Genomic DNA, 24,418 nt, shown 5'->3' with positions numbered 1-24,418 from the left:
CGCAGGCTCCATTCGACCCTGGGAAACATCCCGCCCGTCGAGTACGAGCAAGCCCACTACGCTGCTCTCAACCGAGAGCCGCACCCCGTATAGGAACGGCCGAGAACCTGGGGCGCTTCAAGGCCGTGCTGACCGTCCTCGACTTCGTCGGCTATCACCGCCAGGAGTTCCGCTTCGACCTCAAGCTGCGCGCGCTGACAGGGCACACGAGAAAGGGCCTCGAGCGCGAGGTCGAGCGTGGCTTCCCCTTGCTGCCATCGGGGTGTCAGATCGTCATGGATCGGCAAGCGCAACAGATCGTGCTCGACAACATCCGCGGCCAGGTCGCCAACCGCTGGAGGGACATGGTGGCCGAGCTGCGCCGTCACCCCCAGCACGACCTCGGCACCTTCCTGGATGAATCCGGTCTCGAGCTCTCTGATGTGCTTAAGGCCGGCTCAAAGTCCTGGACCACCTTGCGGCGCGATGCCCAGGTCATCCCTGGAGAGAGCGAGCCCGGCGAAAGCGAACTGTTGAAGCGGATGCGGGCGCTCGCTCATGTCGATGACCCTGTCCGCGCGGCGGCCTACCAGCGGCTGCTGGCTGACGATGGCGGTGCCGTGGACGCCCTGTCACCGGGCGAGCAGCGGCTGGCTCGGATGCTCTTCTTCTCGCTCTACCCCAGCGCAGCCCCGGCGTCGTACGACGAGGGCCTGCGTCAGGCCCGAGCTCTCAGACACGTAGTTGGTGAGGCGAGCGCCATCGTCGACCTGTCCTTCGACGCCGCGCGCCACCAGACCTTGGCGCTTGGAGGCGAGCTAGGCGAGGTGCCGCTGCGAGTCCATGGCCGCTACCAGCGCGAGGAGATTCTGGCCGGGTTGGACTACGCGTCGTTGAGTCGCAAGCCGACCAGTGTCATGCAGGGCGTCGCCTACTCGCCCGACCTCAACGTAGACATGCTTTTCGTGACGCTGAAGAAGTCAGAGTCGGACTTCTCGCCCACCACGATGTATCGCGACTACCCGATCGACGCGCAGACCTTCCATTGGGAGTCGCAGTCGACCACATCGGTCGTCTCCCCCACCGGACAGCGCTATCTGACGGGCAGCAGCACGGTGCTGCTGTTCGTCCGGCACGAACAGAAGGACGAGTTCGGCACCTCGCCCTACCTCTTCCTGGGCCCCGTGTCGTACGCCGGCCACACCGGTGAACGTCCGATCGCCATCACGTGGTCGCTGGAGCACGCCATTCCGGCCGAGTTCCTGGCCTCTGCGACGGTGGCCGCTCAGTGAGGAGAAAGTTCCATCCATACTCGCGCCGGGTCTTCCGACGACGCTTCGGAGAGTGGGCCAAGCGCAACCGCCGGCTCTTGCTGTCTCTGACGGGCGGATGGATCGCCTTGCTGATGTTCGTCACCGGCACCCTGATGTTCTTTGGGCCGATGCTGACGTGGAAGTGGTACCTACTTGGCGCTACGCACGTCTTTCTCGTCGCCGTATACCTACAGTTCCTTCTCCTCTCTTTTCTCGCTCACGACCGTGAAGCGATCTGGCATCTCCGCGGCGCCTGGGGCGAGGACAACACCCGCGACGAGCTCAAGCGAGCGCGGCGCAACAGACTCATCTGGGGATGCGTAGACAGCATCAACCTCAACATTGGAGACGTCGATCGTCTCGTCGTGACCCGGGCTGGCGGACTCGTGGCCATGGACTCGAAGTGGCGCAGCAGCGTCAATCGCGACGAACTGACGCGCATGGCGAATGACGCTCGTAGGAGCGCCCTTCGTGCCGAGGCGCTGTGCCGGTCGCTTCTGCGGCCGGAGCGCGGAGCTCGCCATCGAGCGCGCGAGCAACCAATCGCTGTGACCCCGCTCGTAGTCGTCTGGGGTCCCGCACAACACACGGTGCCCGAGAACGCGGTCGTCGAGGGGGTCACGTTCGTAGCCGGTCGACAACTCCGCGAGTGGCTTCCACAACTCGATGGCTCGACCGTCGACAAGGTGGTGGCTGAGGACACTCTGCAACGCCTCACCGCGTTCCGGGCGGCGAACTCGGAGCGGACCACCGCCCGCAGCTCGTAGTCGACTCACTCTTTCGCGTCAGCTTCGACCGTGACGGCGTCGAGGCGGACAAGCCGTGCGTTGCGCTCAACAGTTCTCATGCGATGACAGTTGGCGCATACCAGGTCGCATTTCTCCATCTCCTCGAGGACTTCCGGCCACGGCCGTCCATTCGCGATCAGGATCGCGATCGTTGAGACCTTGCGGCCGCGCACGTGGTCCCAATCGAGTCCCCGCGCCCATTCTGACCAGCCGCAATCCGAACACCCGAGCGACAACTTGATGGCGTCGTTGCGATCCTGCATGTCCAGGCGACGACGCCACGATGGAGGCAACCGCTCCGCCGACCGCCAGGCGCTTGGCCGCTGCGACTGCGTCAACAGCCGGTGACAACGAGCGCAGCGCGGAACGCACTTGGCCAGTTCCGCCCGGATGCGGGCCTCGCTTGCGCAAAGTTGCACGAGACGAGAGACGTGGCCCGACTTCGTGCCGCTGTCCAGGTGATCTGGATCGATCGCACGGATGTCTCCGCAACCGCAATCAACACAGCCAGTGGCCTTCCACTGGTCGACGATGTCCTGCAGGCGAGCGCGTGATCGGACCAACTGCGCAGCGCCATTGACGAGTCGCCATTGGCGGCTTGCTTCAGCTACTCGAGCACGAACTTCGGGGTCCTCCCGGTAACGCTTGCGCCGACGGGCGCGCTCCGCCTGACGCACGTCGGGCCGACTTCGGTGCGCCGCCTGCGCCTCACGGCAACGAGTGGAAAGTCCACTAGAGCGTCCGGACTCACGGTTGAAGTCAGATGCTGGCTGGTATCGCTGACAGCTCGGACACCAGATCGGCGTCTCGGGTGTGATCTCGGCTGCCGACGGGCGGCGGTGTCGCTTCGGGGTTGGGGGCTCGGGTGTCGACATGACCTTCCGTCCTGTCTCGACCCAGGGACTGGCGGGTTGCTTACCTTTCTAGCCGTATCCACCGACAACCACGTCGGGCCCGCCACTTGTAAGTGGCGGGCCCGACGTTCTTGACATCGTCTCTACATCAGCTGCAGCCGGAGGTGCTGCCGCAGCCCTCGCAGACGTAGCAGGAGCCTGCGGGGCGCATCTTGGTGCCGCAGGTGAAGCAGAGCGGGGAGTCGACCGCAGTGCCGGTGATCTTCTCCATCAGCTCGGCCGAGGTGTGCGCACCCGAGGTGTCGCGCTGGGCCGGGACCTCACGCTGGTTGCTGCCGTCGGTGTCGTGGACCTCGACGGGCTCGGTCTCGACGACGCTCGCTTCGCTCGCTGCTCGACCAACGGAGGGGGTGTCCACCAGCTCGGCGGCGCCGCCGGTCTCCTCGACGGGCTCGTAGGAGCCGGTCTCGAGGTAGCGCTGGCGCTCGTCGGCCGAGTAGATCGACAGGGCCTCGCGCTCCTCGAAGGGCAGGTAGTCCAGGGCCAGGCGGCGGAAGATGTAGTCCATGATCGACTGCGCCATCCGCACGTCGGCGTCGTCGGTGAGACCGGCGGGCTCGAAGCGCAGGTTGGTGAACTTCGAGACGTAGGTCTCCAGCGGGACGCCGTACTGCAGGCCGATGCTGACCGCGATCGAGAAGGCGTCCATCACGCCGGCCAGGGTGGAGCCCTGCTTGCCGAGCTTGAGGAAGATCTCGCCGAGCTCGCCGTCCTCGTGGGCACCCGAGGTCATGTAGCCCTCGGCGCCACCGACGGTGAACGACGTGGTGCGCGAGACGCGCGACTTCGGCAGGCGCTTGCGGGTCGGGGCGTAGACGACCTTCTCCACGACCTTGGTCTCCACCGCGGAGTCCGCCGCCTTGTTGGAGTCGGTGCCCTTGTTCTCGCCCTTGCCCGAGGACATCGGCTGGCCGACCTTGCACGAATCGCGGTAGATCGCCGTCGCCTTCAGACCGAGCTTCCAGGACTGGAAGTAGACGTCCTCGACCTCCTCGACCGTGGCGGTCTCGGGGAGGTTGACGGTCTTGGAGATCGCACCGCTCAGGAACGGCTGGCAGGCCGCCATCATCCGCACGTGGCCCATCGGGGCCAGCGCGCGCGCACCCATCGCGGTGTCGAAGACCTCGTAGTGCTCCTGCTTGAGGCCCGGGGCGTCGATGACGTGGCCGTGCTCGGCAATGTAGGCGACGATCGCCTCGATCGACTCGGGCTGGTAGCCCATCTTCTTCAGCGCCCGCGGGATCGTCTGGTTGACGATCTGCATCGAGCCGCCGCCGACGAGCTTCTTGAACTTCACCAGCGAGAAGTCGGGCTCGATGCCGGTGGTGTCGCAGTCCATCATGAAGCCGATGGTGCCGGTGGGCGCGAGCACCGAGGCCTGCGCGTTGCGGAAGCCATTGGTCTCGCCGAGCTTCTGCACGTCGGCCCACGCGGCCGTGGCCAGCTTGTGCACCTGCGAGTCGGCGATGTGCAGGGTGCGCACGGTGTCGTTGGCGGCCTGGTGCTTGCGCATCACGCGCTTGTGGGCGTCGGCGTTGCGGGCGTAGCCGGTGTAGGGGCCCACCACGCCGGCCAGCTCGGCCGAGCGCTTGTAGGAGACACCGGTCATCAGCGAGGTGATGGTCGCCGCCATCGAGCGGCCACCGTCGGAGTCGTAGCCCAGGCCCATCGCCATCAGCAGCGCGCCGAGGTTGGCGTAGCCGATGCCGAGCTGGCGGTAGTCGCGGGTGGTCTGGCCGATCGGCTCGGTCGGGAAGTCGGCGAAGCAGATCGAGATGTCCATCGCGGTGATGATCACCTCGACGGCCTTCGCGAACAGCTCGGCGTCGAAGGTGTCGTCGTCCTTGAGGAACTTCAGCAGGTTGAGGCTCGCCAGGTTGCACGAGGAGTTGTCGAGCGACATGTACTCCGAGCACGGGTTCGACGCGGTGATGCGCCCCGTCTCAGGGTTGGTGTGCCAGTCGTTGATGGTGTCGTCGTACTGCAGCCCAGGGTCGGCGCACTCCCACGCGGCGGTGGAGATCTTGCGGAACAGGTCGCGGGCGTCGACGGTCTCGATGACCTCGCCGGTGCCGCGCGAGCGCAGCCCGAACTCGGTGCCCTCCTCGACCGCCCGCATGAACTCGTCGGAGACGCGCACCGAGTTGTTGGCGTTCTGGTACTGCACCGAGGTGATGTCCTCGCCGCCCAGGTCCATGTCGAAGCCGGCGTCGCGCAGCGCGCGGATCTTGTGCTCCTCGCGCGCCTTGGTGGCGACGAACTCCTCGATGTCGGGGTGGTCGACGTCGAGCACGACCATCTTGGCCGCCCGCCGCGTCGCGCCGCCCGACTTGATGGTGCCGGCCGAGGCGTCGGCGCCGCGCATGAACGAGACCGGGCCAGAGGCGGTGCCGCCCGAGGAGAGCAGCTCCTTGGAGGAGCGGATGCGCGAGAGGTTCAGGCCGGCGCCGGAGCCGCCCTTGAAGATGAACCCCTCCTCCTTGTACCAGTTGAGGATCGAGTCCATCGAGTCGTCGACGGACAGGATGAAGCAGGCCGAGACCTGCTGCGGCGAGGGCGTGCCGACGTTGAACCAGACCGGGGAGTTGAAGGAGAAGTACTGGTTGACCAGCAGCCAGGTCAGCTCGTGCTCGAAGACCTCGGCGTCGGCCTTGGTCGCGAAGTAGCCGTGGTCGACGCCGCCCTTGACGTACTGGGTGACCACGCGGTCGATGAGCTGCTTGAGGCTGCGCTCGCGGGCGTCGGTGCCGACCGCGCCGCGGAAGTACTTGGTGGTGACGATCGTCGAGGCGTTGACCGACCAGGTGGCGGGGAACTCCACGCCGCGCTGCTCGAAGACGGTCGCGCCGGTCTTCCAGTTGGTCTGGACGACGTCGCGGCTCTCCCAGGTCAGCTCGTCGTAGGGGTGCACCCCCTCGGTGCTGAAGACGCGCTCCATCGTCAGGCCCTTGCCCTGGCCCTTGGTCGCTGCGTCGGCTCCTGCGCCGCTCACCGTCTCGGTCATGCCGTGCTCCTCTGTGTCCCGGTCTAAGGGGTGCTCGTCTGCTGCTGGTCTGGTGCTGCGCTGCTGTTGGGCTGCTGTTGGGCTGCTGCTGGATCCCGATGGTCGCTGCGACCACCGACATCGGGTGGTGCGGGAGGGAAGAGGTGGTGCGCCCGGCAGGCAGCTTCCCCACTACCTGCCGGGCGGTCTGTGTCAGCCCGTGGGCTGGGGCTCGGTGTCGAGCGTCAGGCGCTCGGCACGCAGCATGGCGATCTCGTCCTCGAAGTCGGCCGCGGAGGCGAACTGGCGGTAGACGCTGGCGAAGCGCAGGTAGGCGACCTCGTCGAGCTCGCGCAGCGGGCCGAGGATGGCCAGGCCGACCTCGTGGGCCGCCAGCTCGGCGGCACCAGCCCCACGCAGGGTGTCCTCGACGACCTGGCCCAGGCAGGCCAGCTGGTCCTCGGTGACCGGGCGGCCCTTGCACGCCTTGCGCACGCCGGCCACGGCCTTCTCGCGCACGAACGGCTCGCTGGCCCCCGAGCGCTTCACCACGATCAGCTGCATCTGCTCGACGGTGGTGAACCGCTTCGAGCACGACGAGCAGGTACGCCGGCGGCGGATCGAGCCACCGTCCTCGGAGACCCGCGAGTCGAGGACCCGGGTGTCGGTGGCACGGCAGTAGGGGCAGTGCATCGAGTCCTCCTCTCGGGCGCGCTGGACAACCCCCGTCGGGGGCCGGTTGGGTGTGGATATCGGGGTCGTCCCTGTGGAGAACAACCGCTCACCTGTGCACCATCCCGCATCCATCTGTGAACTAGATGTGGATAACTACACCGGTGTAACTACTAGATGTAGTGGAACCGTACGCCCGGGACCACGAGGCGCGCAAGCCGTACCGACAATTTGGTGCGCTCCAGATCACACTGCTCGCATCGGCGCAGGTCAGCGGCCTGGAACCGCCTCGAATCGGTGGTCCGGACCGGCCCACGACACGCCCGACGGGCCCCTGCCCGACCGTCGACCCGACCGCCGACCCGACCGTCGACCCAGTCGCCGGCGCTGGGTCGCGTCCGACACAATGAGGGGGTGGACGTGGAGGTGGGAGAGCAGCCGGAGCAGAGCCCCACCAGCACCCCCGGCAAGCGCGCCGGCTCGCGCCGCGCGGAACGCCCCCAGCGCACCTTCCGGCCGCGGCTGCTGGGCCTGGCGATCGCGGTCACCGCGGCCGTGGTCGCCTGGGGCTACCTCGTGTACGCCGCCATCGACTTCGGCACCCAAGCCCGGGGCGGCGAGTCCGCGGCCTGGTTCTTCCTGGCCCTGGCCTCCTTCGGCGCCGTGGCCTGCCTCTTCGTCGGCCTGATGCTCATCGCCCGGCTGACCCGGGCGCTGGGCCTGACCCGCGACCCCGACGCGCCCCCTCCCCCGACGGGCGGGCGGCGCGCCGCCCGCTGACCCACCTCTCGCCGGCCGGCCCGCAAACCAGTGGCGCCCCACCAGCGCGGCCTGCCAGGGTCGAGACTCCGGCCGGACGAGGAGAGGACCCCCCATGCAGGTCACGCAGATCGGCGCTGCCTTCGCCAGCGCCGCTCCCAGCGCCGCCGGCTCCTGGCTCGGCGAGCACCTCGGCTTCGAGGTCGCGGTCGACCTCGGCTGGTACGTCAGCACCCGCCACCCCGACCAGGCCCTGAGCGTGGACTTCGTGCAGCACGACCACGAGACCTGGGTCGAGCCGGCCACGGGCGTGCGCGGCACCATGCTGGCGCTGGTCGTCACCGACGTCGACGCCGAGCACGACCGTCTGGTCGCGGCGGGGGTCCCGCTGCTCAAGCGGCTCGTGACCGAGCCCTGGGGACAGCGGCGGATGCAGGTCGCCGGGCCCGACGGCCTGGTGATCGAGCTGGTCCAGCCCGTCGCGCCGGACCCCGAGTGGATGGCCGCCCAGGGGCTGCCCTCCTGACTCACCGCTCGCGGGCGCCCGGCCCCTCCGGCCGTTGCGCCACGCGCTGCCACAGCGCCCCGAGGCCGATGAACGGCTCCTGGTCGCACAGCGCGAGCTCGAGGCGTTCGAGCGCCGCGAAGTAGTCGGGGTCGGTCTTGGGGGTGTCGTCGGCGAGGTAGTCGTTGGCGACCCGCGCGGCGTACCGGCCGACCACCTCGAGGCCGGCGTCCACGAGAAGCGACTCGACCTCCTCGGGCGGCACCGCCCGAGCGGTGGTGGCGAAGGTGGCCGACTCCATGTCGTCGCTGGCGAGCTGCCCCAGCGCCGCCTCCGGTCCCTCGCGCACCAGCCGGCCGATCACCCGGGCAGCGGGGTTGGGCGCCATCACCGAGACCCGGCCGCCGGGACGCACCGCCTCAGCCAGACGTCGTACGTCGGCAGCGCCGGTCTCGGCGGGGCGGTAGTGCACCACGAAGTGACACAGCACCAGGTCGAAGCCGCCACCGACCGGGCCCAGGTCGTCGATCGACCCCTCGACGGTCACCAGCCGCTCCCCCACCCCGGCCGACTCCGCGCGTCGTCGGGCCTCGGCGAGCCAGGAGGGCGCGGGGTCGAGGACCGTCACGTGGTGGCCGGCTCGGGCCAGCGCGACCGCGTCGCGGCCGTCGCCGCCGCCAACGTCGAGCACCCGCAGCCCGCCACCGGCCGCACCGAGCGCCTCGGCCTGGCGGCGCAGGGTCTCGCGCACCACGCTGAAGCGCAGCCGGCCCCACGGCGCCTCGCACCAGGCCTGCCACTGCGCCAGCCGTTCCTCGAACACGTCGTCGCCGCGAGCCGCTCCCATGGCCCCACCCTGACCGAAGAGCAGCCGGACATGGCGCGAGGGGCGGGCCCACTGCGGGCCCGCCCCTCGTCTTTCCCCTGGTTTCGCCGGCCGGGGTCGAGGCGACCGGCGAAAATCGTGGGCGGCCGGGTGGCCGCCGCGCCCGGACCCACGCCCGGACGTCTGGCTCAGCCGGCCGGGACGACCAGCCGCTGACCGGTGACCACCAGGCCACCGTCGAGGGAGTTGAGCCGCTGGATGCGCTCGATGACCTCACGCACGTCGCCGGCCTCGGCGCGCTCGGCGGCGATCGCCCACAGCGTGTCGCCGGTGCCGACGGTGATCATCTCGGTCGCCGGCGTGGGACCGGACTCGCTGGTGGCCATCGAGCCACCGGCCAGGACGACGCCCACCAGGGCGACGAGCAGCAGGCCGAGCGCCAGCACCACGAGCCGGCCGCGACGGGTGAGGCGCACGGTGGTGGACGGGGCGGGAGTGAGGGTCATCGTGCTCATCGGGACCTCCTGGGGAAGGGGGTGGTCGGGTGGTTGATCGCTGCGAGGTGACGTCTACCGACGACCACCGACAGTCCCGTTCGAGCCGGCCATCCAGCGCCGGATCGAGCAGGTGTTCGATCGAACACATGAGCGAGACTAGATCAGGTGTTCGACGCACGCAAGGGGTGGCGCGAACAATTGTTCGAGGCGGCGAGGCTCCATCGCCGCTCGCGACACGCAGTCGAACAGGTGTTTGAAGTCGGGCCCCCGCGGCGATAGCGTGGACCCCACGACCATCCGAGCGGACTCCCCGGCTCGGGCCTCGCGCACGAAAGGCACACGATGGCGACCAAGGACGGCGGCCCCCGCAAGCGGGGCGTCGCAGAGCTGCCCGACGGGCCCCCTGACGCGACCGGCCTGACCCCGCGCCAGGTCAAGGTGCTGGCCTGTATCAAGGAGGCCATCGAGACCCGCGGCTACCCGCCGAGCATGCGCGAGATCGGCCAGGCCGTCGGCCTGACCAGCACCTCCAGCGTCTCCCACCAGCTCAAGGTGCTCGAGGAGAAGGGCTTCCTCAAGCGTGACCCGCACCGCCCCCGGGCGCTCGAGGTCTTCCTGCCCGAGCTGATGGCGCGCCGCAAGGCGATCTCCTCGGCCGACGAGAGCTCGGTCGACGAGACCGACATCGGCAACACCATGCCGCAGGCCTCCTACGTGCCGGTCGTGGGCCGGATCGCGGCCGGCGGCCCGATCCTGGCCGAGGAGCGGGTCGAGGCGGTCTTCCCGCTGCCCCAGCAGCTCGTCGGCGACGGCCAGCTGTTCCTGCTCGAGGTCTCGGGCGACTCGATGATCGACGCCGCGATCTGCGACGGCGACTACGTGGTGATCCGCCAGGAGCAGACCGCCAGCAACGGCCAGATGGTCGCCGCCCTGATCGGTGAGGAGGCCACCGTCAAGACTTTCCAGCGCAAGGACGGCAAGGTCTGGCTGCTGCCCCACAACGACGCCTACGAGCCCATCGACGGCACCCACGCCTCGATCCTCGGCGTCGTCACCGCCGTGCTGCGCAGCGTCTGACTGGGTGTGTCCCTATTCGGGACGCACTGACTTCCCTTGACCACCGCCCCCTCCGGGGCGGTGGTTCTTGGTTGCCATCCGAGGGCCACACGTGGTGGTCTTGTCTCGGTTCCGACCCAGGGCCCCTTCTTGTAGCGGGGTGGCGGTCGGCTCTACGGCCCGGTCCATCCAGGCGCGGACACACTGTTGCGCGTGTCAGGCTGCCGCGGGTAGCGGCGGTGAAGTCTTCGTGCCCTCGGGGTCTGTGGGTGGGGTGTAGCGGGCCAGGTTGATGGCCGCGTTGAGGTCGCGGTCGATGACCAGGCCGCACGCGGCGCACTCGTAGATCCGGTCGGCGAGGGTCAGGTCGGCCTTCACGGCACCGCAGCCGGAGCAGGTCTTCGATGAGGGGAACCACCGGTCCGCAACGATCAGCTCGGTGCCGTACCAGGCGGACTTGTACTCGATCTGGCGGCGCAGCTCCCCGAACCCGGCATCCGAGATGTGCCTCGCGAGCTTGCGGTTGCGCAGCATGCCGGCTGCGTTGAGGTCCTCGATCACCAGGACCGCAGAACCCTTCGCGAGCTCGGAGGAGATGCTGTGCAGCAGCGCCTTCCTCACCGCGGCGACCCGGCCGTGCATCTTGCCCAGGCGTCGTGCTGCCTTGCGCCGGCCGTTCGAGTCCCGCTTGGTTCTCGCGAGAGCTTGGTTGGCCAGCTTCAGGCGCGCCTGGGCTGCTTGTAGTGCTTTCACCCCCTCCCACACGCGGAGCTGGCTACCGTGCTCATCAGCGGCGACGGCGAGGGTCTTGACGCCCAGGTCGACCCCGACCCGAGCCTGGGTGCGCCTGGGAGCTTCGGGGTTGCGGCGTTGGTGGTGCAGCTGCGCGGCGACCCCGGTGATGGTCACCGTCCAGCGGCCACGGTCGTAGGTGAACGTCGCGGCATAGGCGTGGAACCGGCCCCTCTCGTAGAGGCGGCGCAGCTGGCGGGTCTTCTCCCGGACGCGGAGCTCGCCGAGCTTGGGGAACGTGATGGCCCGTGCCGAGGAGGGACGGACCGACGGGGTGGCCCCCTCCTTGTACTTCGCCCGGATCCTGAACTTCGGGGTAGTGCGGTGGCGGGACTTGAACCGCGGAAACCCCGCAGCCTTCCCGGCGCGGGCGCCTTTGCGGGAGTCGGCCCAGTTCTTCAACGCCTGCGCGGCGTTCACCGACGCGGTCTCGAACACGTCCGCGGACACCTCGGCGCGCCACGGGAGCCCGCGAACGACCGTGCCATCGTCAAGAACCGTGACCCGGGCGTCGGATGCGCGACCGTCCTTCCAGGCGTTCACCTCGTTGATGAAACTGACCTTCGACCATGACAGCGCCGGTGTCAGGTCCGCCTCGTCGAGCCCGTAGGACTTCTCCGCGGCGCGTTGATCGAGATTCGCCTTCGCCCGCGCGAGGTGGTGGTTGAACGCCAGACGGGACGCGCCGGCGTGCGCGAGGAGTCGGTGGTGCTGCTCGTCGTTCACGTCGAGGGTGAACTTGAACGTCGTGGCCCGGGTCAATGGCACACCGGTGTGCGACATGAGCGTGTCAGCGGATCCGGAGGCAACGGGCACGAAACCGATGGTGCCGCCCGGCACCGACAGTGCCGCCAATAGGGACACGCCCTCTGAGGCTCCCCGCTCCGCCTGGCTCCAGACTCGACCCACCGCCGAACCGTGGGTGAACACTCGGTGCCGATACCCCCGTCCGCGTCACGCGGGCGGGGGTTCGTCGTTGGATGAGGCGTGACCACACAGACCCCGACCTCGACCACGCTCGCGCGACGTACCGTGCTGGCCGCCGGCGGCGCCGGCAGCGCCGCGATCGCCGCCGGCGCCGGCACCCTGCCGACCGCCCAGGCGGCCCGGGCCCGCCACGACGTCTTCGCCCACGGCGTGGCCTCCGGCGACCCGCTGCCGCGCCGGGTGCTGATCTGGACCCGGGTCACCCCCACCCGCGCCGCCACCCCCGGCTCGGGCAGGGGCCCGCGCGTCGGCGTGCGCTGGGAGGTCGCCACCGACCACCGCTTCCGCGACGTGGTGCGCCGCGGCCGCTTCGTCACCAGCGCCGCGCGCGACCACACCGTCAAGCTCGACGTGAGCGGCCTGCAGCCCGAGACGACCTACTACTACCGCTTCATCGCCCGTGGCCAGCGCAGCCCCGTCGGCACCACCCGCACCGCCCCCGCCAAGCGCGCCACACCGGCCAACCTGCGCTTCGGCGTGGTCTCCTGCGCCAACCTGCAGGCCGGCTGGTTCAGCGCCTACCGGCTGCTCGCCGAGCGCGACGACCTGCACGCCGTGCTGCACCTGGGCGACTACCTCTACGAGTACGCACCCGGCCAGTACGGCATGGGCCAGGACAACGTCGACATCCGCCCGCACGACCCGGCACGCGAGATGGTCTCGCTCGAGGACTACCGCCGCCGGCACGGGCAGTACAAGACCGACCCCGACCTCCAGGCGCTGCACGCCAAGTACGCCTGGATCGTGACCTGGGACGACCACGAGGTCACCAACGACCAGTGGAAGAAGAACGCCGAGAACCACGACGACACCGAGGGCAACTACCTCAAGCGGCGCGCCCGCGCCCACCGCGCGTACGACGAGTGGATGCCGGTGCGCATGGACGGCACCGCCTCGCTGGGCGACGGCGCACGGCTCTACCGGCGGCTGCGCTTCGGCGACCTGGCCGAGATCAGCATGCTCGACCTGCGCACCTACCGCTCGAAGCAGGTCGAGACGCCGCTGGTCGACTCCGAGATCAACGACCCGTCGCGCTCCATCACCGGCAACCGGCAGCTGGAGTGGCTCAAGGACTCCCTGACCCGGGGCAACCACGCCCCGCAGTGGAAGGTGATCGGCAACCCGGTGATGATCGCGCCGGTCACCTTCGCCGACCTGCCCAACCGGCTCGTGGACCCCGTCAACGACGTCACCGGGCTGCTGCCCCAGGACGGGCTGCCCTACAACGTCGACCAGTGGGACGGCTACACCGCCGACCGGCGCGAGGTCCTGGGCCACATCGACGACCACCAGGTCAAGGACGTCGTCTTCGTCACCGGTGACATCCACTCCGGCTGGGCCTGCGACCTGCCGCTGGACACCTCGGCCTACCCGGTGCTCGGCGACTCGATGGGCGTCGAGTTCGTGTGCTCCTCGGTGACCTCCAACAACCTCAAGGACATCACCGGGCAGCCCGCGCTGACCCCCGTCGTGGAGGCCACGATCATGGCCAACAACCGCCACATCAAGTACCTGAACTTCGACGACCACGGCTTCTCGGTGCTCGACATCACCGCCGAGCGCACCCAGATGGACTGGTTCATCATCGGCTCGCGCGACGACAAGCAGACCACCGCGACGCACGACGCGTCGTTCCAGACCCTCGCGGGCACCGGCACGGTGCAGCGCGTGGCGACCCCGGTCGGAGACCGCTGATGTGCGAGCCCACCACGCCCCGCCGCACCGACGGCCAGGCCCCCTTCGATCGCGGGCTCGGTGAGATCCGCGCCGGGCGGCGTACGGTCCTGACGGCCGCGGCCTCGGGCCTGGTCTTCTCCACCGTCGCCGGCCTGGAGCCCGCCCTGGCCGCCGGTCCCTCGACCCGCAAGCGTGCCTACGTGCTCGTCGTCGACGGCTGCCGGCCCGAGGAGATCGACAGCGGCCTGACACCCAATCTGCTGGCGCTGCGGGAGGGCGGGGTGCACCACCCGCGGGCCACGTCGATGCCGGTGATGGAGACCATCCCCAACCACACGATGATGATGACGGGGGTGCGCCCCGACCGCAGCGGCGTGCCGGCCAACGCCGTCTACGACCGCGAGCTCGGCGACATCCGCACCCTCGACCGGCCCTCCGACCTGCGGTTCCCCACCGTGATCGAGCGGCTCAACAAGCGTGGGCTGCGCACCGGCACGGTGCTGAGCAAGGAGTACCTCTACGGCATCTTCGGCGAGCGGGCCACGCACCGCTGGGAGCCGGCGCCGATCATCCCGCTCTCGGAGCACGCCCCCGACGAGTTCACGATGCGGGCGACGCTCGACATGGTCGAGGAGTTCGACCCGCACCTGGTCTTCGTCAACCTCGGCGACATCGACCGGCTCGGGCACACCGACCTCACCGGGCCCACCACCCTCGAGGCCGCGCGCCGGCTCGCGCTGGTCAACACCGACCGGCTCGTGGGCGACTTCGTGGCCGAGCTGAAGAGCTCGGGGCGCTGGGAGCACTCGATCGTCATCGTGCTGGCCGACCACTCGATGGACTGGTCCTACCCCGACCGGATCGTCTCGCTGCAGGGCCCGCTCTCGGAGGACCCGTTCCTGGCCGACCGGTTCGTGATCGCCGACAACGGCGGGGCCGACCTCGTCTACTGGACCGGTCCGCGCGCGCAGCGCGACAAGGCCGTACGCCGCATCCGCCGGATCGCCTCCGACGTGCCCGGCGTGCTGAAGGCCTGGGACCGCCGCGCCGACTGGCTGCGCCTGGGCCCGGAGTCGGGCGACGTGGTGGTCTTCTGCCAGGCCGGGTGGCGCTTCAGCGACCCGGACGTCTACTCCAACCCGATCCCCGGCAACCACGGCCACCCCGCGACCCGCGCGATCCCGTTCTTCATCGGCGGCGGGCACCGCTCGGTCACCCTCGGCAAGGTCTCCCCCCGCCATGCCCGCACCACCGACGTCGCCCCCACCGTCGGGGCGTTCTTCGGGCTCAAGCCGCCGCGGGGCGGGTACGACGGCCGCTCGCGGCTGTAGACCGGCGGGCCAACGGGACGAGCGAGCCGCGGGACGTCATACATCCCGCGGCTTGCTGACGTCCCGCCCGTATGACGTCCCGCGGGGCCGGTCAGCCGAGCAGGTCGCGCATCGTCTCGATCTCGGCGCCCTGGCTCTCCTCGATCTCGGCGGCGAGCTCGACGGCGGGCCGGTAGCGACCGTCCTGCTGCTCGGTGCGGGCCATCTCGATCGCGCCCTCGTGGTGCTCGATCATCATCTCCAGCCACATCGTCTGGAAGTCGCCGCCGGCGTCCTGCAGGGCGTCCATGTCGGCGCCCGACATCATGCCGGGCATGGCGTCGTCCATGTCCTCCATGGTCTCGGACATGTCACCGGAGCCGTGGCCGGCGTTGGCGTGGTCGAGCATGGTCGGCGGGACCTCCTCGTCCCACTCGCCCAGCCAGTCGCTGAAGGTCTCGATCTCGGGCACCTGCGCGTCGCGGATGCCCTCCGCCAGCTGCGCGACCTCGGGGTCGAGGTCGCGCTCACGGGTCATCTCGACCATGGCGACGGCCTGGGCGTGGTGCTGGACCATGTCGCGGGCGAAGGCGACGTCAGTGTCGTTGTGCTCGGTGGCCGAGAGCTCGGTCGCGGTGGTGGTGGCCTCGTCGCCGCCGCAGGCGACCAGGGTGGTCGCGAGGGAGGCGGCGAGCAGGCTCGCGCCCAGGGCACGGGTGAAGCGGTGGGACATGGGTGTCTCCTGGTGTCAGGGGCGGAGATCGGGCAGGGCGGCTGCAGCCGCGGGGGATGTCGGCATCGGCTCGCCGTCTCCACGGCCCAGCCTACGAGGGGCTCCTCGGGACGTCATACCTCTCGCGGCTCGATGACGTCCGGCCCGTATGACGTCCGGCGCCGCCGCGACCCCAGCGGGCCTCAGGCCTTGGCGGAGGACGCGAGCCGGGCCAGTGCCTTGCGGACCACAGCGGGGTCGGTGGTGGTCCACATCGGGGGCAGGCTGGCCTTGAGGAACGAGCCGTAGCGCGCGGTCGCCAGGCGCGGGTCGAGGACGGCCACGACGCCGCGGTCGGAGGTGGTGCGGATCAGCCGGCCGGCGCCCTGGGCCATCAGCAGCGCCGCGTGGGTGGCCGCGACCTGCATGAACCCGTTGCCGCCGGCCTTGTCGGCCGCCTTCTGCCGCGCGCTCATCAGCGGGTCGTCGGGGCGCGGGAAGGGGATGCGGTCGATGAGCACCAGCTGGCAGGTGTCGCCGGGCACGTCGAGGCCCTGCCACAGCGACAGGGTGCCGAAGAGCACCGTGTGGGGGTCCTCGACGAACTGCTTGGCCAGCTCGGGCAGCTGGGCGTCGCCCTGGGCCAGGATCGTCAGGTGCGGCAGCCGCTCGCGCACCGCCTCGGCCGCGGCCTCCGCGGCCCGGCGCGAGGAGAACAACCCCAGCGCGCGGCCGTCGGCGGCGTCGACCAGCTCGACGATCTCGTCGAGCTGGGCCTTGACCAGCCCGTCGCGACCCGGCTGCGGCAGGTGCCGGGCGACGTAGAGGATCGACTGCTGGCCGTAGTCGAAGGGGCTGCCCACGTCGAGGCCGCGCCACGGCAGCACCCCGTCGCCCGGCGCGATCTCGCGACCCACCCCGACCCGCTCGGTCGGCTTGAGGCCCACGCTGGTGGCCACCGAGGCGAAGTCGCCCCCGAGCATCAGCGTCGCCGAGGTCAGCACCACCGTCTTCTCGCTGAGCAGCTTGTCGCGCATCGGCCCCCACACCGCCAGCGGGGCGACGTAGAGGCGGGCTGGCATCCGCTCGCGGGCCTCGCCCAGCCACAGCACGTCGGACTCCAGGTCGGCGGCCATCCGCTCGGCGACCGCGAAGACGTCGGCCACCATGCCCTTGGACTGCTGCTTGCCCGGGTCGCCCTCGCCGTCCTTCGGGTTGTCCTTGGGGTACGCCGACACGCACGCGCGGGCCGCGTCGCGCACCAGCTGCAGCGCGTCGCCCAGGTGCACCGGCAGTCGCTCGAACCGGCCCGCGTCGGACTCGGCCATCGCGTCGCGCAGCGCGTCGGCCGCATCGGCCAGGTCGTCGGCCTCGGAGCCGTCGACGTGGCGCTGCGAGCGCTTGGCGGCGCGCTCGACGTCGAGCGCGGACAGCTCGTCGGTGGCGGCCTGGGTGACCCGCGCGGTCAGCTCGTGGGCCTCGTCGATCACCACGGCGTCGTACTCGGGGATCATCGGCACGCCCTCGATCGCGTCGATCGCGAGCAGCGAGTGGTTGGTGACGATCACGTGGGAGCGGTGCGCCTTCTCGCGCGCGACCTCGGCGAAGCACTCCTGGCCGAAGGGGCAGCGCGCGGCGCCGAGGCAGTCGCGGTGGCTGACGCTGACCTGGCGCCACTCGCGGTCGGTGTGGCGCGGCGCCGCGTCGCGCTCGCCCGACCCGCCGCCCTCGGCCTCCTTCTCGGCCCAGTCGCGCAGCTCGAGCACCTTCTGGCCCATCGAGCCCTCGGGCATCTGCACCAGCGCACCCTGGTCGTCGGGCACGCCCTCGCGCACCCGGTGCAGGCAGGCGTAGTTGGAGCGGCCCTTGAGCACCGCGAAGGAGGTGTCGACGTCCTTGCCGGCGCTCGAGGCCTCCACCGCCTTCATCAGCCGCGGGATGTCGCGCTCGACCAGCTGGTGCTGCAGCGCCAGGGTCGCGGTGGCCACCACGACGCGCTCGCGGTGCAGCAGCGAGGGCACCAGGTAGGCCAGCGACTTGCCGGTGCCGGTGCCGGCCTGCACCAGCAGGTGCTCCTCCTCCACGAACGCCCGCGCGACCGCCTCGGCCATCTGCACCTGCCCCGGCCGCTCGGCACCGCCCAGCGCGCTCACGGCCTCGCCGAGCAGGCGCGTCACCGGCCCGACCGGCGCGTCGCTGAGCAGCGGCGGGGTCGCGGCGTCGGTCGCGGCGTCGGTCGCGGCGGCGGTCGTCGCGGCGGGTGAGGACGTCTCAGGCACCCGAGCACCCTAGCCGCGCCCGCCGACACTCCCCCGGGCCCGGGCCGGGGGCTGTGGAGGGCGGGTGCCGCGGGTCACGGACGCGTCGCGCCACGCAGCCGGGCCGCCACCCAGTCACCGAAGGCGGCGTGCCCCGCGGGCGTCAGGTGCAGCCGGTCGTCGAGGTAGTCGAGGTCGACGTCGAGCGCCGAGAGGTAGCCGACGTCGTGGCGCGCGGACAGCTCGGCGAGCAACGCGTCGACCCGGTCGACGTACGCCGCCCGCGACGGTGCGTTGGCCGGCCCGACCACGACCAGCCGGTGGCCCGCCACGGCAGCGAGCAGGTCCTCGAACCCGGTGCTGATCTCGACATCGGAACGGTCCCAGTCGTTGAGCCCGCCCTCGACCACCACCAGCGTCCCGGCCGGCAGCCCGGCCAGCGCCTGCGGGGCCCGGGCCGCGAAGGAGACGTCGCCGCAGCCCGAGGCGCGCGCGGAGAAGCCCGAGCCGGAGAAGCCCGCGACGTGCACCCGTCCGTCGAGGCGCGCCGGCCACGAGGCGCTCGGGTCGGCCAGGCCGAGGCCGGCGCTCCAGGAGTCGCCGACGACCAGCACCGGCGTGCCGCTGCCGGTCACGACCGCGGCGCGGGCCGCGGCGTCGGCGGCGAACCGCTCGCAGCGCTCGGCGTACGAGCCGGTGGCCCGCTCGGGGGGCAGCACCACCAGGACCACGAGCACCACCGCGAGCGCGACGAGCAGCGCGACGGGCGCGAGCAGGAGCAGGCGCCGTCGCGGCACCGCCAGGGTCCCGAGCACCCGTCCATGGTGCGCCCGGGGGCCGGCCTCGCGCAGCCGGTCGGGACAGGTCGTGACCGGCCCGTGCGGAGATCGTGACGCGCCGCCCGTCTGGACGGGGGTGACGTGGAGTGTGACCTGGCTTACGTTGGTCGCCCGTTTCCCACGAACTGGAGTCTTGATGTCCCTCGACCGTCGCACCCTGCTCCGCACCAGCGCCGCCGGGGCCGCCGCCGTCGGCCCCTTCGCCGGCCTGGTCACGATGCCCGCCGGCGCCGCGCCGCCCCGACAGCAGGAGCTCGTGCCGGTGCGCGACCTGCGCGACGGCAACGTGCGCCTGCACCTGCCCCAGGGGTTCAAGTACCGCTCGTTCCACGACACCGAGGGCCCGGTCGTGCTCACCGACGGCACCGCGCTGCCGGGTCGCCACGACGGCATGGGCGCCTTCCGCGGTCCGCGCGGCACCTCGATCCTGGTGCGCAACCACGAGGTCAACAACCCGCAGCCGGCCTTCGGGCCCGGCGACCCGTACGACGAGATGGCCGGCGGCGGCACCACCACGATCCAGGTCAACCGCCGCGGCGGGGTGCTCGGCTCGTTCACCAGCCTCAACGGCACGATGATGAACTGCTCGGGCGGGCAGATGCCGTGGGGCTCGTGGATCACCTGCGAGGAGACCATCAACGGCCCCGACGTCGAGGCCGACTTCACCGGCACCTCCAACGTGCCGCTGACCAAGCCGCACGGCTACGTCTTCGAGGTGCCGGTCAGCCACCAGCCCGGCTCCGGGCAGTCGAACCGCGAGCCGATCCGCTCGGCCGGCCGCTTCGCCCACGAGGCGGTCTCCTTCGACCCCGACCGCGGCCACCTCTACCTCACCGAGGACGACTTCGGCTTCGCCTCCGGGTTCTACCGCTACAAGCCGCCCGCCCACCCGATGAAGGTCGGCGAGCTGCGCGACGGCGGGCGCCTGCAGATGCTCAAGGTCAAGGGCGTCGACAACGCCCACCTCGAGGCGGACCAGGAGCAGGGTGCGACCTACGACGTGGAGTGGGTCGACATCGCCGAGCCCGACGTCGAGTACGAGTACACCCCCGGTGACCCGGCGCCGACGAAGCAGAGCAAGGCGCTGACCCACGTGGCCAGCCAGGGCTGGGCCCAGGGGGCGGCGTACTTCTCGCGGCTCGAGGGCCAGGTCTACGACCGCGGCGTCGTCTACTTCACCTCCACCCAGGGCGGCGGCGCGGCGATGCCCGGCACCGAGGGCCCCTCGGGCTACGGCAACGGCTCGGGCCAGGTGTGGGCCTACGACACCAAGCGCAAGCAGCTGCGCTGCGTCTTCCAGTCGCCCGGGCCGATGGTGCTCGACCTGCCCGACAACGTCACCACGTCGAAGCGCGGCACCCTGGTGGTCTGCGAGGACTCCAGCGGCGACAACTACCTGCGTGGCCTGACCCGGCGCGGCAAGATCTGGGACATCGCCCTCAACCGGCTGCGCAGCAGCAGCGGCGCCGAGCGGTTCGGTGACGAGTTCGCCGGCTCCACGTTCAGCCACGACGGGCGCACGCTCTTCGTCAACATCCAGTCGAGCAAGGGGATGACGTTCGCGATCTGGGGGCCGTGGGGCCGGATCGGCGTCTGAGCCCGCGCGGGGCGCGCCCGGGGGCTACCCCCGGGCGCTGCCCTCGACGGCGTACGACGCGAGCTCGCCGGCCAGCGACTCGTTGGCGCGACCGCGCACCAGCGAGCCGTCGGCGGTGTGCTCGATGCTGTCGATCTCGCCCTCCTGGTGCAGCCGGTTGACCAGGTCGCCGCGGCTGTAGGGCAGCAGCACCTCGATCTCGACCGCGGGGCGCGGCAGCTCGGACTCGATCACCGCGAGCGCGTCGGCGATGCCCTCGCCGGTCTTGGCCGAGACCACGACCGAGTGCGGCTCGCGGGCCTGCAGGCGCGCCAGCACCAGCGGGTCGGCGGCGTCGGCCTTGTTGATCACCACGAGCTCGGGGATCTTGGCCGCGTCGACCTCGGCGAGCACCTCGCGCACCGCGCTGAGCTGGCCCTCGGGGTCGGGGTGCGAGCCGTCGACGACGTGCAGGATCAGGTCGGCCGCGGCCACCTCCTCCAGCGTCGAGCGGAACGCCTCGACGAGCTGGTGGGGCAGGTGGCGCACGAAGCCGACGGTGTCGCTCATCGTGTAGACCCGCCCGTCGGCGGTCGTCGTACGACGCGTGGTCGGGTCGAGGGTCGCGAACAGGGAGTCCTCGACCAGCACCCCGGCGCTGGTGAGCCGGTTGAGCAGGCTGGACTTGCCGGCGTTGGTGTAGCCGGCGATCGCCACCGAGGGCACCTCGTTGCGGGCCCGGCCCGAGCGCTTGGCCTCGCGGGTGACCTTCATCTGCTTCAGGTCGGCGCGCAGCTTGGCGATCTTGGTGTTGATCCGGCGGCGGTCGGTCTCGATCTTGGTCTCACCGGGGCCGCGGCCACCGATGCCGGCGCCGCCGGCGACCCGGCCACCGGCCTGGCGCGACAGGTTGCCGCCCCAGCCGCGCAGGCGCTGCTTCATGTAGCTCAGCTGGGCCAGCTCGACCTGGGCCTGGCCCTCGCGCGACTTGGCGTGCTGGGCGAAGATGTCGAGGATCAGCGCGGTCCGGTCGACGACCTTGACCTTGATCTTGTCCTCGAGGTTGCGCAGCTGGCTGGGCGCGAGCTCGCCGTCGCAGATCACGGTGTCGGCGCCGGTGGCGGCGACGATCTCGGCGAGGCCCTCGACCTTGCCGCGGCCGATGTAGGTCGCGGGGTCGGGCTTCTGGCGGCGCTGGAAGAGCGCCTCGAGCACCTCGGAGCCGGCGGTCTCGGCGAGCAGCGCGAGCTCGGCCATCGAGTTCTCGGCGTCCTGCACGCTGCCCTCGGTCCACACCCCGACGAGCACCACGCGCTCGAGGCGCAGCTGGCGGTACTCGACCTCGGTGATGTCCTCGAGCTCGGTGCGCAGGCTCGCGACGCGGCGCAGCTGGTGGCGCTCGGCGAGCTCCATGGCGCCGACCGTCGGGTCGTCCTCGGGGTCGGGCGCGTCGAGGTCGAGGTCGGGGCTGTCGGCCCGGTCGGCCGCGTCAGCACTGTCAGCACTGTCGGCAGCGTCGGCGTAGCCGGACTCGAAGTCGTCGTCGTCCCACGCGTCGGTGGCCTCGAGCTCGTCGTCGAGGGAGAAGTCAGGTGCGTTCGTCATATGCCTCCAGGGTATGCCGGGTTCAACGCCGGCACGAACGACTTTCATCCCGTCGGGTGGCGCCGGGGTGGCAGCATGGCGGGGTGGTCCGCCGACTCAGCGCCCCCGACCCCGCCGCCCTGGCGCAAGAGCCGCACGGGCGGATGCTCGGGCTGACCGGCTCCCCCGGCGCCGGCAAGTCGACGTGGGCCGCCGCGCTGGTCGAGTCGTGGGGCGGGGCTTCGAGCGCGGTGCTGCTGCCGATGGACGGCTTCCACCTCGCCGACGTCGAGCTGCGCCGGCGCGGGCTGCTGGAGCGCAAGGGCGCGCCCGAGACCTTCGACGCCGAGGGGTACGCCGCCCTGCTCGCGCGGGTGCGCCGCCGCGAGCCGCTGGTGATGGCGCCCGCCTTCGAGCGCGACCTCGAGCAGCCGCTCGCCGGCGCGGTGCCGGTGCCCGGCACGGCCGACCAGGTGCTGACCGAGGGCAACTACCTGCTGTTCGACGAGCCCCGCTGGCACGCCGCGCGCGAGCAGCTCGACACCGTCTGGCACCTGCACGTCGACGACGACCTGCGCCGCGAGCGGCTCGTGGCCCGCCACGTCGAGTTCGGCAAGACCCCCGACGAGGCCCGCGCCTGGGTCGCGCGTGTCGACGACGCCAACGCCGCGCTCGTCGAGGCCGCCGCCGAGCGGGCCGACCTCGTCGTCGACCTCACCCCCTGACCCGACCCGGCGCCAGTTCACCGCGAGCCGGCCGGTTTGAACCAGCCGGGTCGGCGCACACCCCGCGAGCCGGCCGGTTCGAACCAGCCGGGTCGCGGTCAGGCGGTCACCCAGGACTCGCCGGCCAGCACCGAGCCGACCGGCCCAGAGACCTCGAGGCCGTCGGTGCCGAGCAGGCTGGCGGCGCTGAACTGGGCGGCGTACGCGTCGAAGGAGCGGCCGTGGCGCAGCATCGCGTGCTTGCCGTCGGGGATGCGGATGAAGCCCACGTGCGTGTGCGCGGCGATGCGGCGCGCGACGGTCTCGGCGCGCCCGGCGGGCGCGATGCGGTCGCGCATGCCGTGCACGACCAGCACGCTGCGTCCCGGCATCGGCACCCCGTCGGTCGGGTAGACCCACGGGTTGAGGGCCACGACCGAGCGCACGCAGTCGAGCCCGCCGGCCAGCAGGGCGGCGCGCCCGCCGAGCGAGTGCCCGACGAGGCCGACCGGGCGGTCGCCGTACCGCTCACGCACCTGCTCGAGCGCCCAGGCGACGTCGTCGACCGGCGTGTGGTGGGTGTCCCAGCCGCGCCGGGTGTTGAGCAGGCGGTGCACCGCGAGCCGGCCGCGACCGGCGCGCGCGACGGCCTTGGCGACCGGGATCATCCGCAGCACCGAGAGCTGGGTGGGGCTGACGCCCGGGCTGTCCTGGCGGTCGGCGCCGCCGTGCAGCACGAGCACGACCGCGCTCGGGTCGGCGGGGGTGACGGTGTCGATCAGACGAGGGGCGAGGTCCACGCGTCGAGTGTTGCAAACGGGTCGTGCCCCTGGGGGTGACCCGGAGGCCACGCCCAGGGGCACGAGGTGGTGCCGACTACTTGGGGGGCATCCGGATGCCGCCGTCGACGCGGATGACCTCGGCGTTCATGTAGGAGTTGGTGATCGTCTCGACCACCATCGAGGCCAGCTCGTCGGGGTTGCCGAGCCGCTTGGGGAACAGCACGCTCTCGCCCAGCTTGGCCTTGAACGCCTCGGCCTGCTCGCCCTCGCCGTAGATCGGGGTGTCGATCAGGCCCGGGGCGATGGTGTTGAGGCGGATGCCGGCCGCCGACAGGTCGCGCGCGACCGGCAGCGTCATGCCCACGACGCCGCCCTTGGAGGAGGAGTACGCCGCCTGGCCGATCTGGCCGTCGAAGGCCGCGACCGAGGTCAGGTTGGCGATCGCGCCGCGGCAGCCGTCGGCGTCGGGCTCGTTGCGGCTCATCGCGGTGGCCGCGAGGCGGGTCATGTCGAAGGTGCCGATCAGGTTGATCGCGATCACCTTCGTGTACGCCGCCAGGTCGTGCGCCGAGTCGAAGTCGCCGTCGCGCCCGATGGTGCGCTGCGCCCAGCCGATGCCGGCCGAGTTCACGACCGCGCGCAGCGGGGCGATCTCGGCCGCGGCCTCGACGGCGGCCTTGATCTGGTCGGTGTTCGTCACGTCGACCTGGGCGAAGACGCCGCCGATCTCGGCAGCCAGGGCCTCGCCCTTGTCTTCCTGCAGGTCGGCGATGACGACGGTCGCGCCCTTGGCGGCGAGCTGGCGGGCGGCGGCGGCGCCGATGCCCGACGCGCCGCCGGTGACGATGGCAGATGCTCCGGAGATGTCCATGGCGCGCAACCTATCGCCCGGCCCGGCCGTGGAG

21 protein-coding genes are annotated in these 24,418 nt (G+C 71.1%); 9 read left to right on the top strand and 12 right to left on the bottom strand.

Translation table 11 applies throughout. From position 1 onward, the window contains the following. The first annotated feature begins 125 nt into the window (after positions 1-125). Entirely contained in the window at positions 126-1,271 is a 1,146-nt protein-coding gene (locus tag QWJ41_RS12030) for a DUF3427 domain-containing protein (protein WP_302708503.1), read from the top strand. A 107-nt stretch (positions 1,272-1,378) separates the two neighbouring features. Beyond that, on the top strand, positions 1,379-2,059 hold the full coding sequence (locus QWJ41_RS12025) for a hypothetical protein (protein WP_302708502.1): 681 nt from the start codon (positions 1,379-1,381) through the stop codon (positions 2,057-2,059). Between the two features lie 5 nt (positions 2,060-2,064). Here the strand turns inward: QWJ41_RS12025 and QWJ41_RS12020 are convergent, their stop codons facing one another. The 3 genes from QWJ41_RS12020 to nrdR all read right to left on the bottom strand — a co-directional run bounded on the left by QWJ41_RS12020 (position 2,065) and on the right by nrdR (position 6,670). Beyond that, entirely contained in the window at positions 2,065-2,757 is a 693-nt protein-coding gene (locus QWJ41_RS12020; RefSeq protein ID WP_302708500.1) for a hypothetical protein, read from the bottom strand. A 325-nt stretch (positions 2,758-3,082) separates the two neighbouring features. Then, entirely contained in the window at positions 3,083-5,998 is a 2,916-nt protein-coding gene (locus QWJ41_RS12015; RefSeq protein WP_302708498.1) for a vitamin B12-dependent ribonucleotide reductase, read from the bottom strand. A gap of 192 nt (positions 5,999-6,190) precedes the next feature. Then, complete coding sequence (gene nrdR, locus QWJ41_RS12010) at positions 6,191-6,670, bottom strand: transcriptional regulator NrdR (RefSeq protein ID WP_302708496.1); 480 nt, start codon at positions 6,668-6,670, stop codon at positions 6,191-6,193. Between the two features lie 393 nt (positions 6,671-7,063). Here nrdR and QWJ41_RS12005 point away from each other — a divergent pair, with 393 nt between their 5' ends. Beyond that, a complete protein-coding gene (locus QWJ41_RS12005; RefSeq protein ID WP_302708495.1) occupies positions 7,064-7,429 on the top strand; it encodes a hypothetical protein in 366 nt (121 codons plus the stop codon). 94 nt (positions 7,430-7,523) lie between these two features. Then, positions 7,524-7,934: a VOC family protein gene (locus QWJ41_RS12000; protein ID WP_302708493.1), complete on the top strand. Its 411-nt coding sequence runs from the start codon at positions 7,524-7,526 to the stop codon at positions 7,932-7,934. 1 nt (position 7,935) lies between these two features. Here QWJ41_RS12000 and QWJ41_RS11995 read toward each other — a convergent pair whose 3' ends face one another. Beyond that, positions 7,936-8,760 carry a methyltransferase domain-containing protein gene (locus QWJ41_RS11995; protein WP_302708491.1) on the bottom strand — a complete coding sequence of 275 codons (825 nt, stop codon included), beginning with the start codon at positions 8,758-8,760 and terminating at the stop codon, positions 7,936-7,938. Positions 8,761-8,927: 167 nt separating this feature from the next. Then, the gene (locus QWJ41_RS11990) at positions 8,928-9,254 is read right to left on the bottom strand and encodes a LysM peptidoglycan-binding domain-containing protein (protein WP_302708490.1); all 327 of its coding nucleotides are present in this window, start codon (positions 9,252-9,254) and stop codon (positions 8,928-8,930) included. Positions 9,255-9,578: 324 nt separating this feature from the next. Here QWJ41_RS11990 and lexA point away from each other — a divergent pair, with 324 nt between their 5' ends. Further along, positions 9,579-10,313, top strand: coding sequence for a transcriptional repressor LexA (lexA, locus tag QWJ41_RS11985; RefSeq protein WP_193670118.1), 735 nt, complete (start codon positions 9,579-9,581; stop codon positions 10,311-10,313). A 195-nt stretch (positions 10,314-10,508) separates the two neighbouring features. On the opposite strand, the gene tnpB is transcribed toward lexA, so the two are convergent. Beyond that, the gene (tnpB, locus tag QWJ41_RS11980; RefSeq protein WP_302708488.1) at positions 10,509-11,948 is read right to left on the bottom strand and encodes an IS607 family element RNA-guided endonuclease TnpB; all 1,440 of its coding nucleotides are present in this window, start codon (positions 11,946-11,948) and stop codon (positions 10,509-10,511) included. Positions 11,949-12,071: 123 nt separating this feature from the next. Here tnpB and QWJ41_RS11975 point away from each other — a divergent pair, with 123 nt between their 5' ends. Then, the gene (locus tag QWJ41_RS11975; RefSeq protein ID WP_302708487.1) at positions 12,072-13,766 is read left to right on the top strand and encodes an alkaline phosphatase D family protein; all 1,695 of its coding nucleotides are present in this window, start codon (positions 12,072-12,074) and stop codon (positions 13,764-13,766) included. Then, positions 13,766-15,079 (top strand): alkaline phosphatase family protein, encoded by a 1,314-nt coding sequence (locus QWJ41_RS11970; protein WP_302708485.1) that lies wholly within the window; start codon positions 13,766-13,768, stop codon positions 15,077-15,079. Before QWJ41_RS11975 ends, QWJ41_RS11970 begins: the two co-directional genes overlap by 1 nt. A gap of 91 nt (positions 15,080-15,170) precedes the next feature. Here the strand turns inward: QWJ41_RS11970 and QWJ41_RS11965 are convergent, their stop codons facing one another. The 3 genes from QWJ41_RS11965 to QWJ41_RS11955 all read right to left on the bottom strand — a co-directional run bounded on the left by QWJ41_RS11965 (position 15,171) and on the right by QWJ41_RS11955 (position 18,843). Next, positions 15,171-15,791: a DUF305 domain-containing protein gene (locus QWJ41_RS11965; RefSeq protein ID WP_302708483.1), complete on the bottom strand. Its 621-nt coding sequence runs from the start codon at positions 15,789-15,791 to the stop codon at positions 15,171-15,173. A gap of 182 nt (positions 15,792-15,973) precedes the next feature. After that, entirely contained in the window at positions 15,974-17,881 is a 1,908-nt protein-coding gene (locus tag QWJ41_RS11960) for an ATP-dependent DNA helicase (RefSeq protein WP_302708512.1), read from the bottom strand. Positions 17,882-18,123: 242 nt separating this feature from the next. Next, entirely contained in the window at positions 18,124-18,843 is a 720-nt protein-coding gene (locus QWJ41_RS11955) for an SGNH/GDSL hydrolase family protein (RefSeq protein WP_302708482.1), read from the bottom strand. Between the two features lie 160 nt (positions 18,844-19,003). Here QWJ41_RS11955 and QWJ41_RS11950 point away from each other — a divergent pair, with 160 nt between their 5' ends. Next, a complete protein-coding gene (locus QWJ41_RS11950; protein WP_302708480.1) occupies positions 19,004-20,464 on the top strand; it encodes a PhoX family protein in 1,461 nt (486 codons plus the stop codon). Between the two features lie 24 nt (positions 20,465-20,488). Here the strand turns inward: QWJ41_RS11950 and hflX are convergent, their stop codons facing one another. Then, entirely contained in the window at positions 20,489-22,048 is a 1,560-nt protein-coding gene (hflX, locus tag QWJ41_RS11945) for a GTPase HflX (protein WP_302708479.1), read from the bottom strand. Positions 22,049-22,131: 83 nt separating this feature from the next. Here hflX and QWJ41_RS11940 point away from each other — a divergent pair, with 83 nt between their 5' ends. Beyond that, positions 22,132-22,752, top strand: coding sequence for a nucleoside/nucleotide kinase family protein (locus tag QWJ41_RS11940; RefSeq protein ID WP_302708478.1), 621 nt, complete (start codon positions 22,132-22,134; stop codon positions 22,750-22,752). A 98-nt stretch (positions 22,753-22,850) separates the two neighbouring features. Here the strand turns inward: QWJ41_RS11940 and QWJ41_RS11935 are convergent, their stop codons facing one another. Together QWJ41_RS11935 and QWJ41_RS11930 are read right to left on the bottom strand one after the other, a co-directional pair. After that, the gene (locus QWJ41_RS11935) at positions 22,851-23,531 is read right to left on the bottom strand and encodes an alpha/beta hydrolase (protein ID WP_302708476.1); all 681 of its coding nucleotides are present in this window, start codon (positions 23,529-23,531) and stop codon (positions 22,851-22,853) included. A 76-nt stretch (positions 23,532-23,607) separates the two neighbouring features. Next, positions 23,608-24,384 (bottom strand): SDR family NAD(P)-dependent oxidoreductase, encoded by a 777-nt coding sequence (locus QWJ41_RS11930; RefSeq protein ID WP_302708475.1) that lies wholly within the window; start codon positions 24,382-24,384, stop codon positions 23,608-23,610. Positions 24,385-24,418 lie beyond the last annotated feature (34 nt).

This window comes from Nocardioides cremeus (assembly GCF_030518195.1).
Lineage (GTDB): Bacteria > Actinomycetota > Actinomycetes > Propionibacteriales > Nocardioidaceae > Nocardioides > Nocardioides cremeus.
The sequence above is the reverse complement of the archived record's forward strand: the minus strand, read 5'-3'. Positions and strand labels throughout refer to the sequence as shown.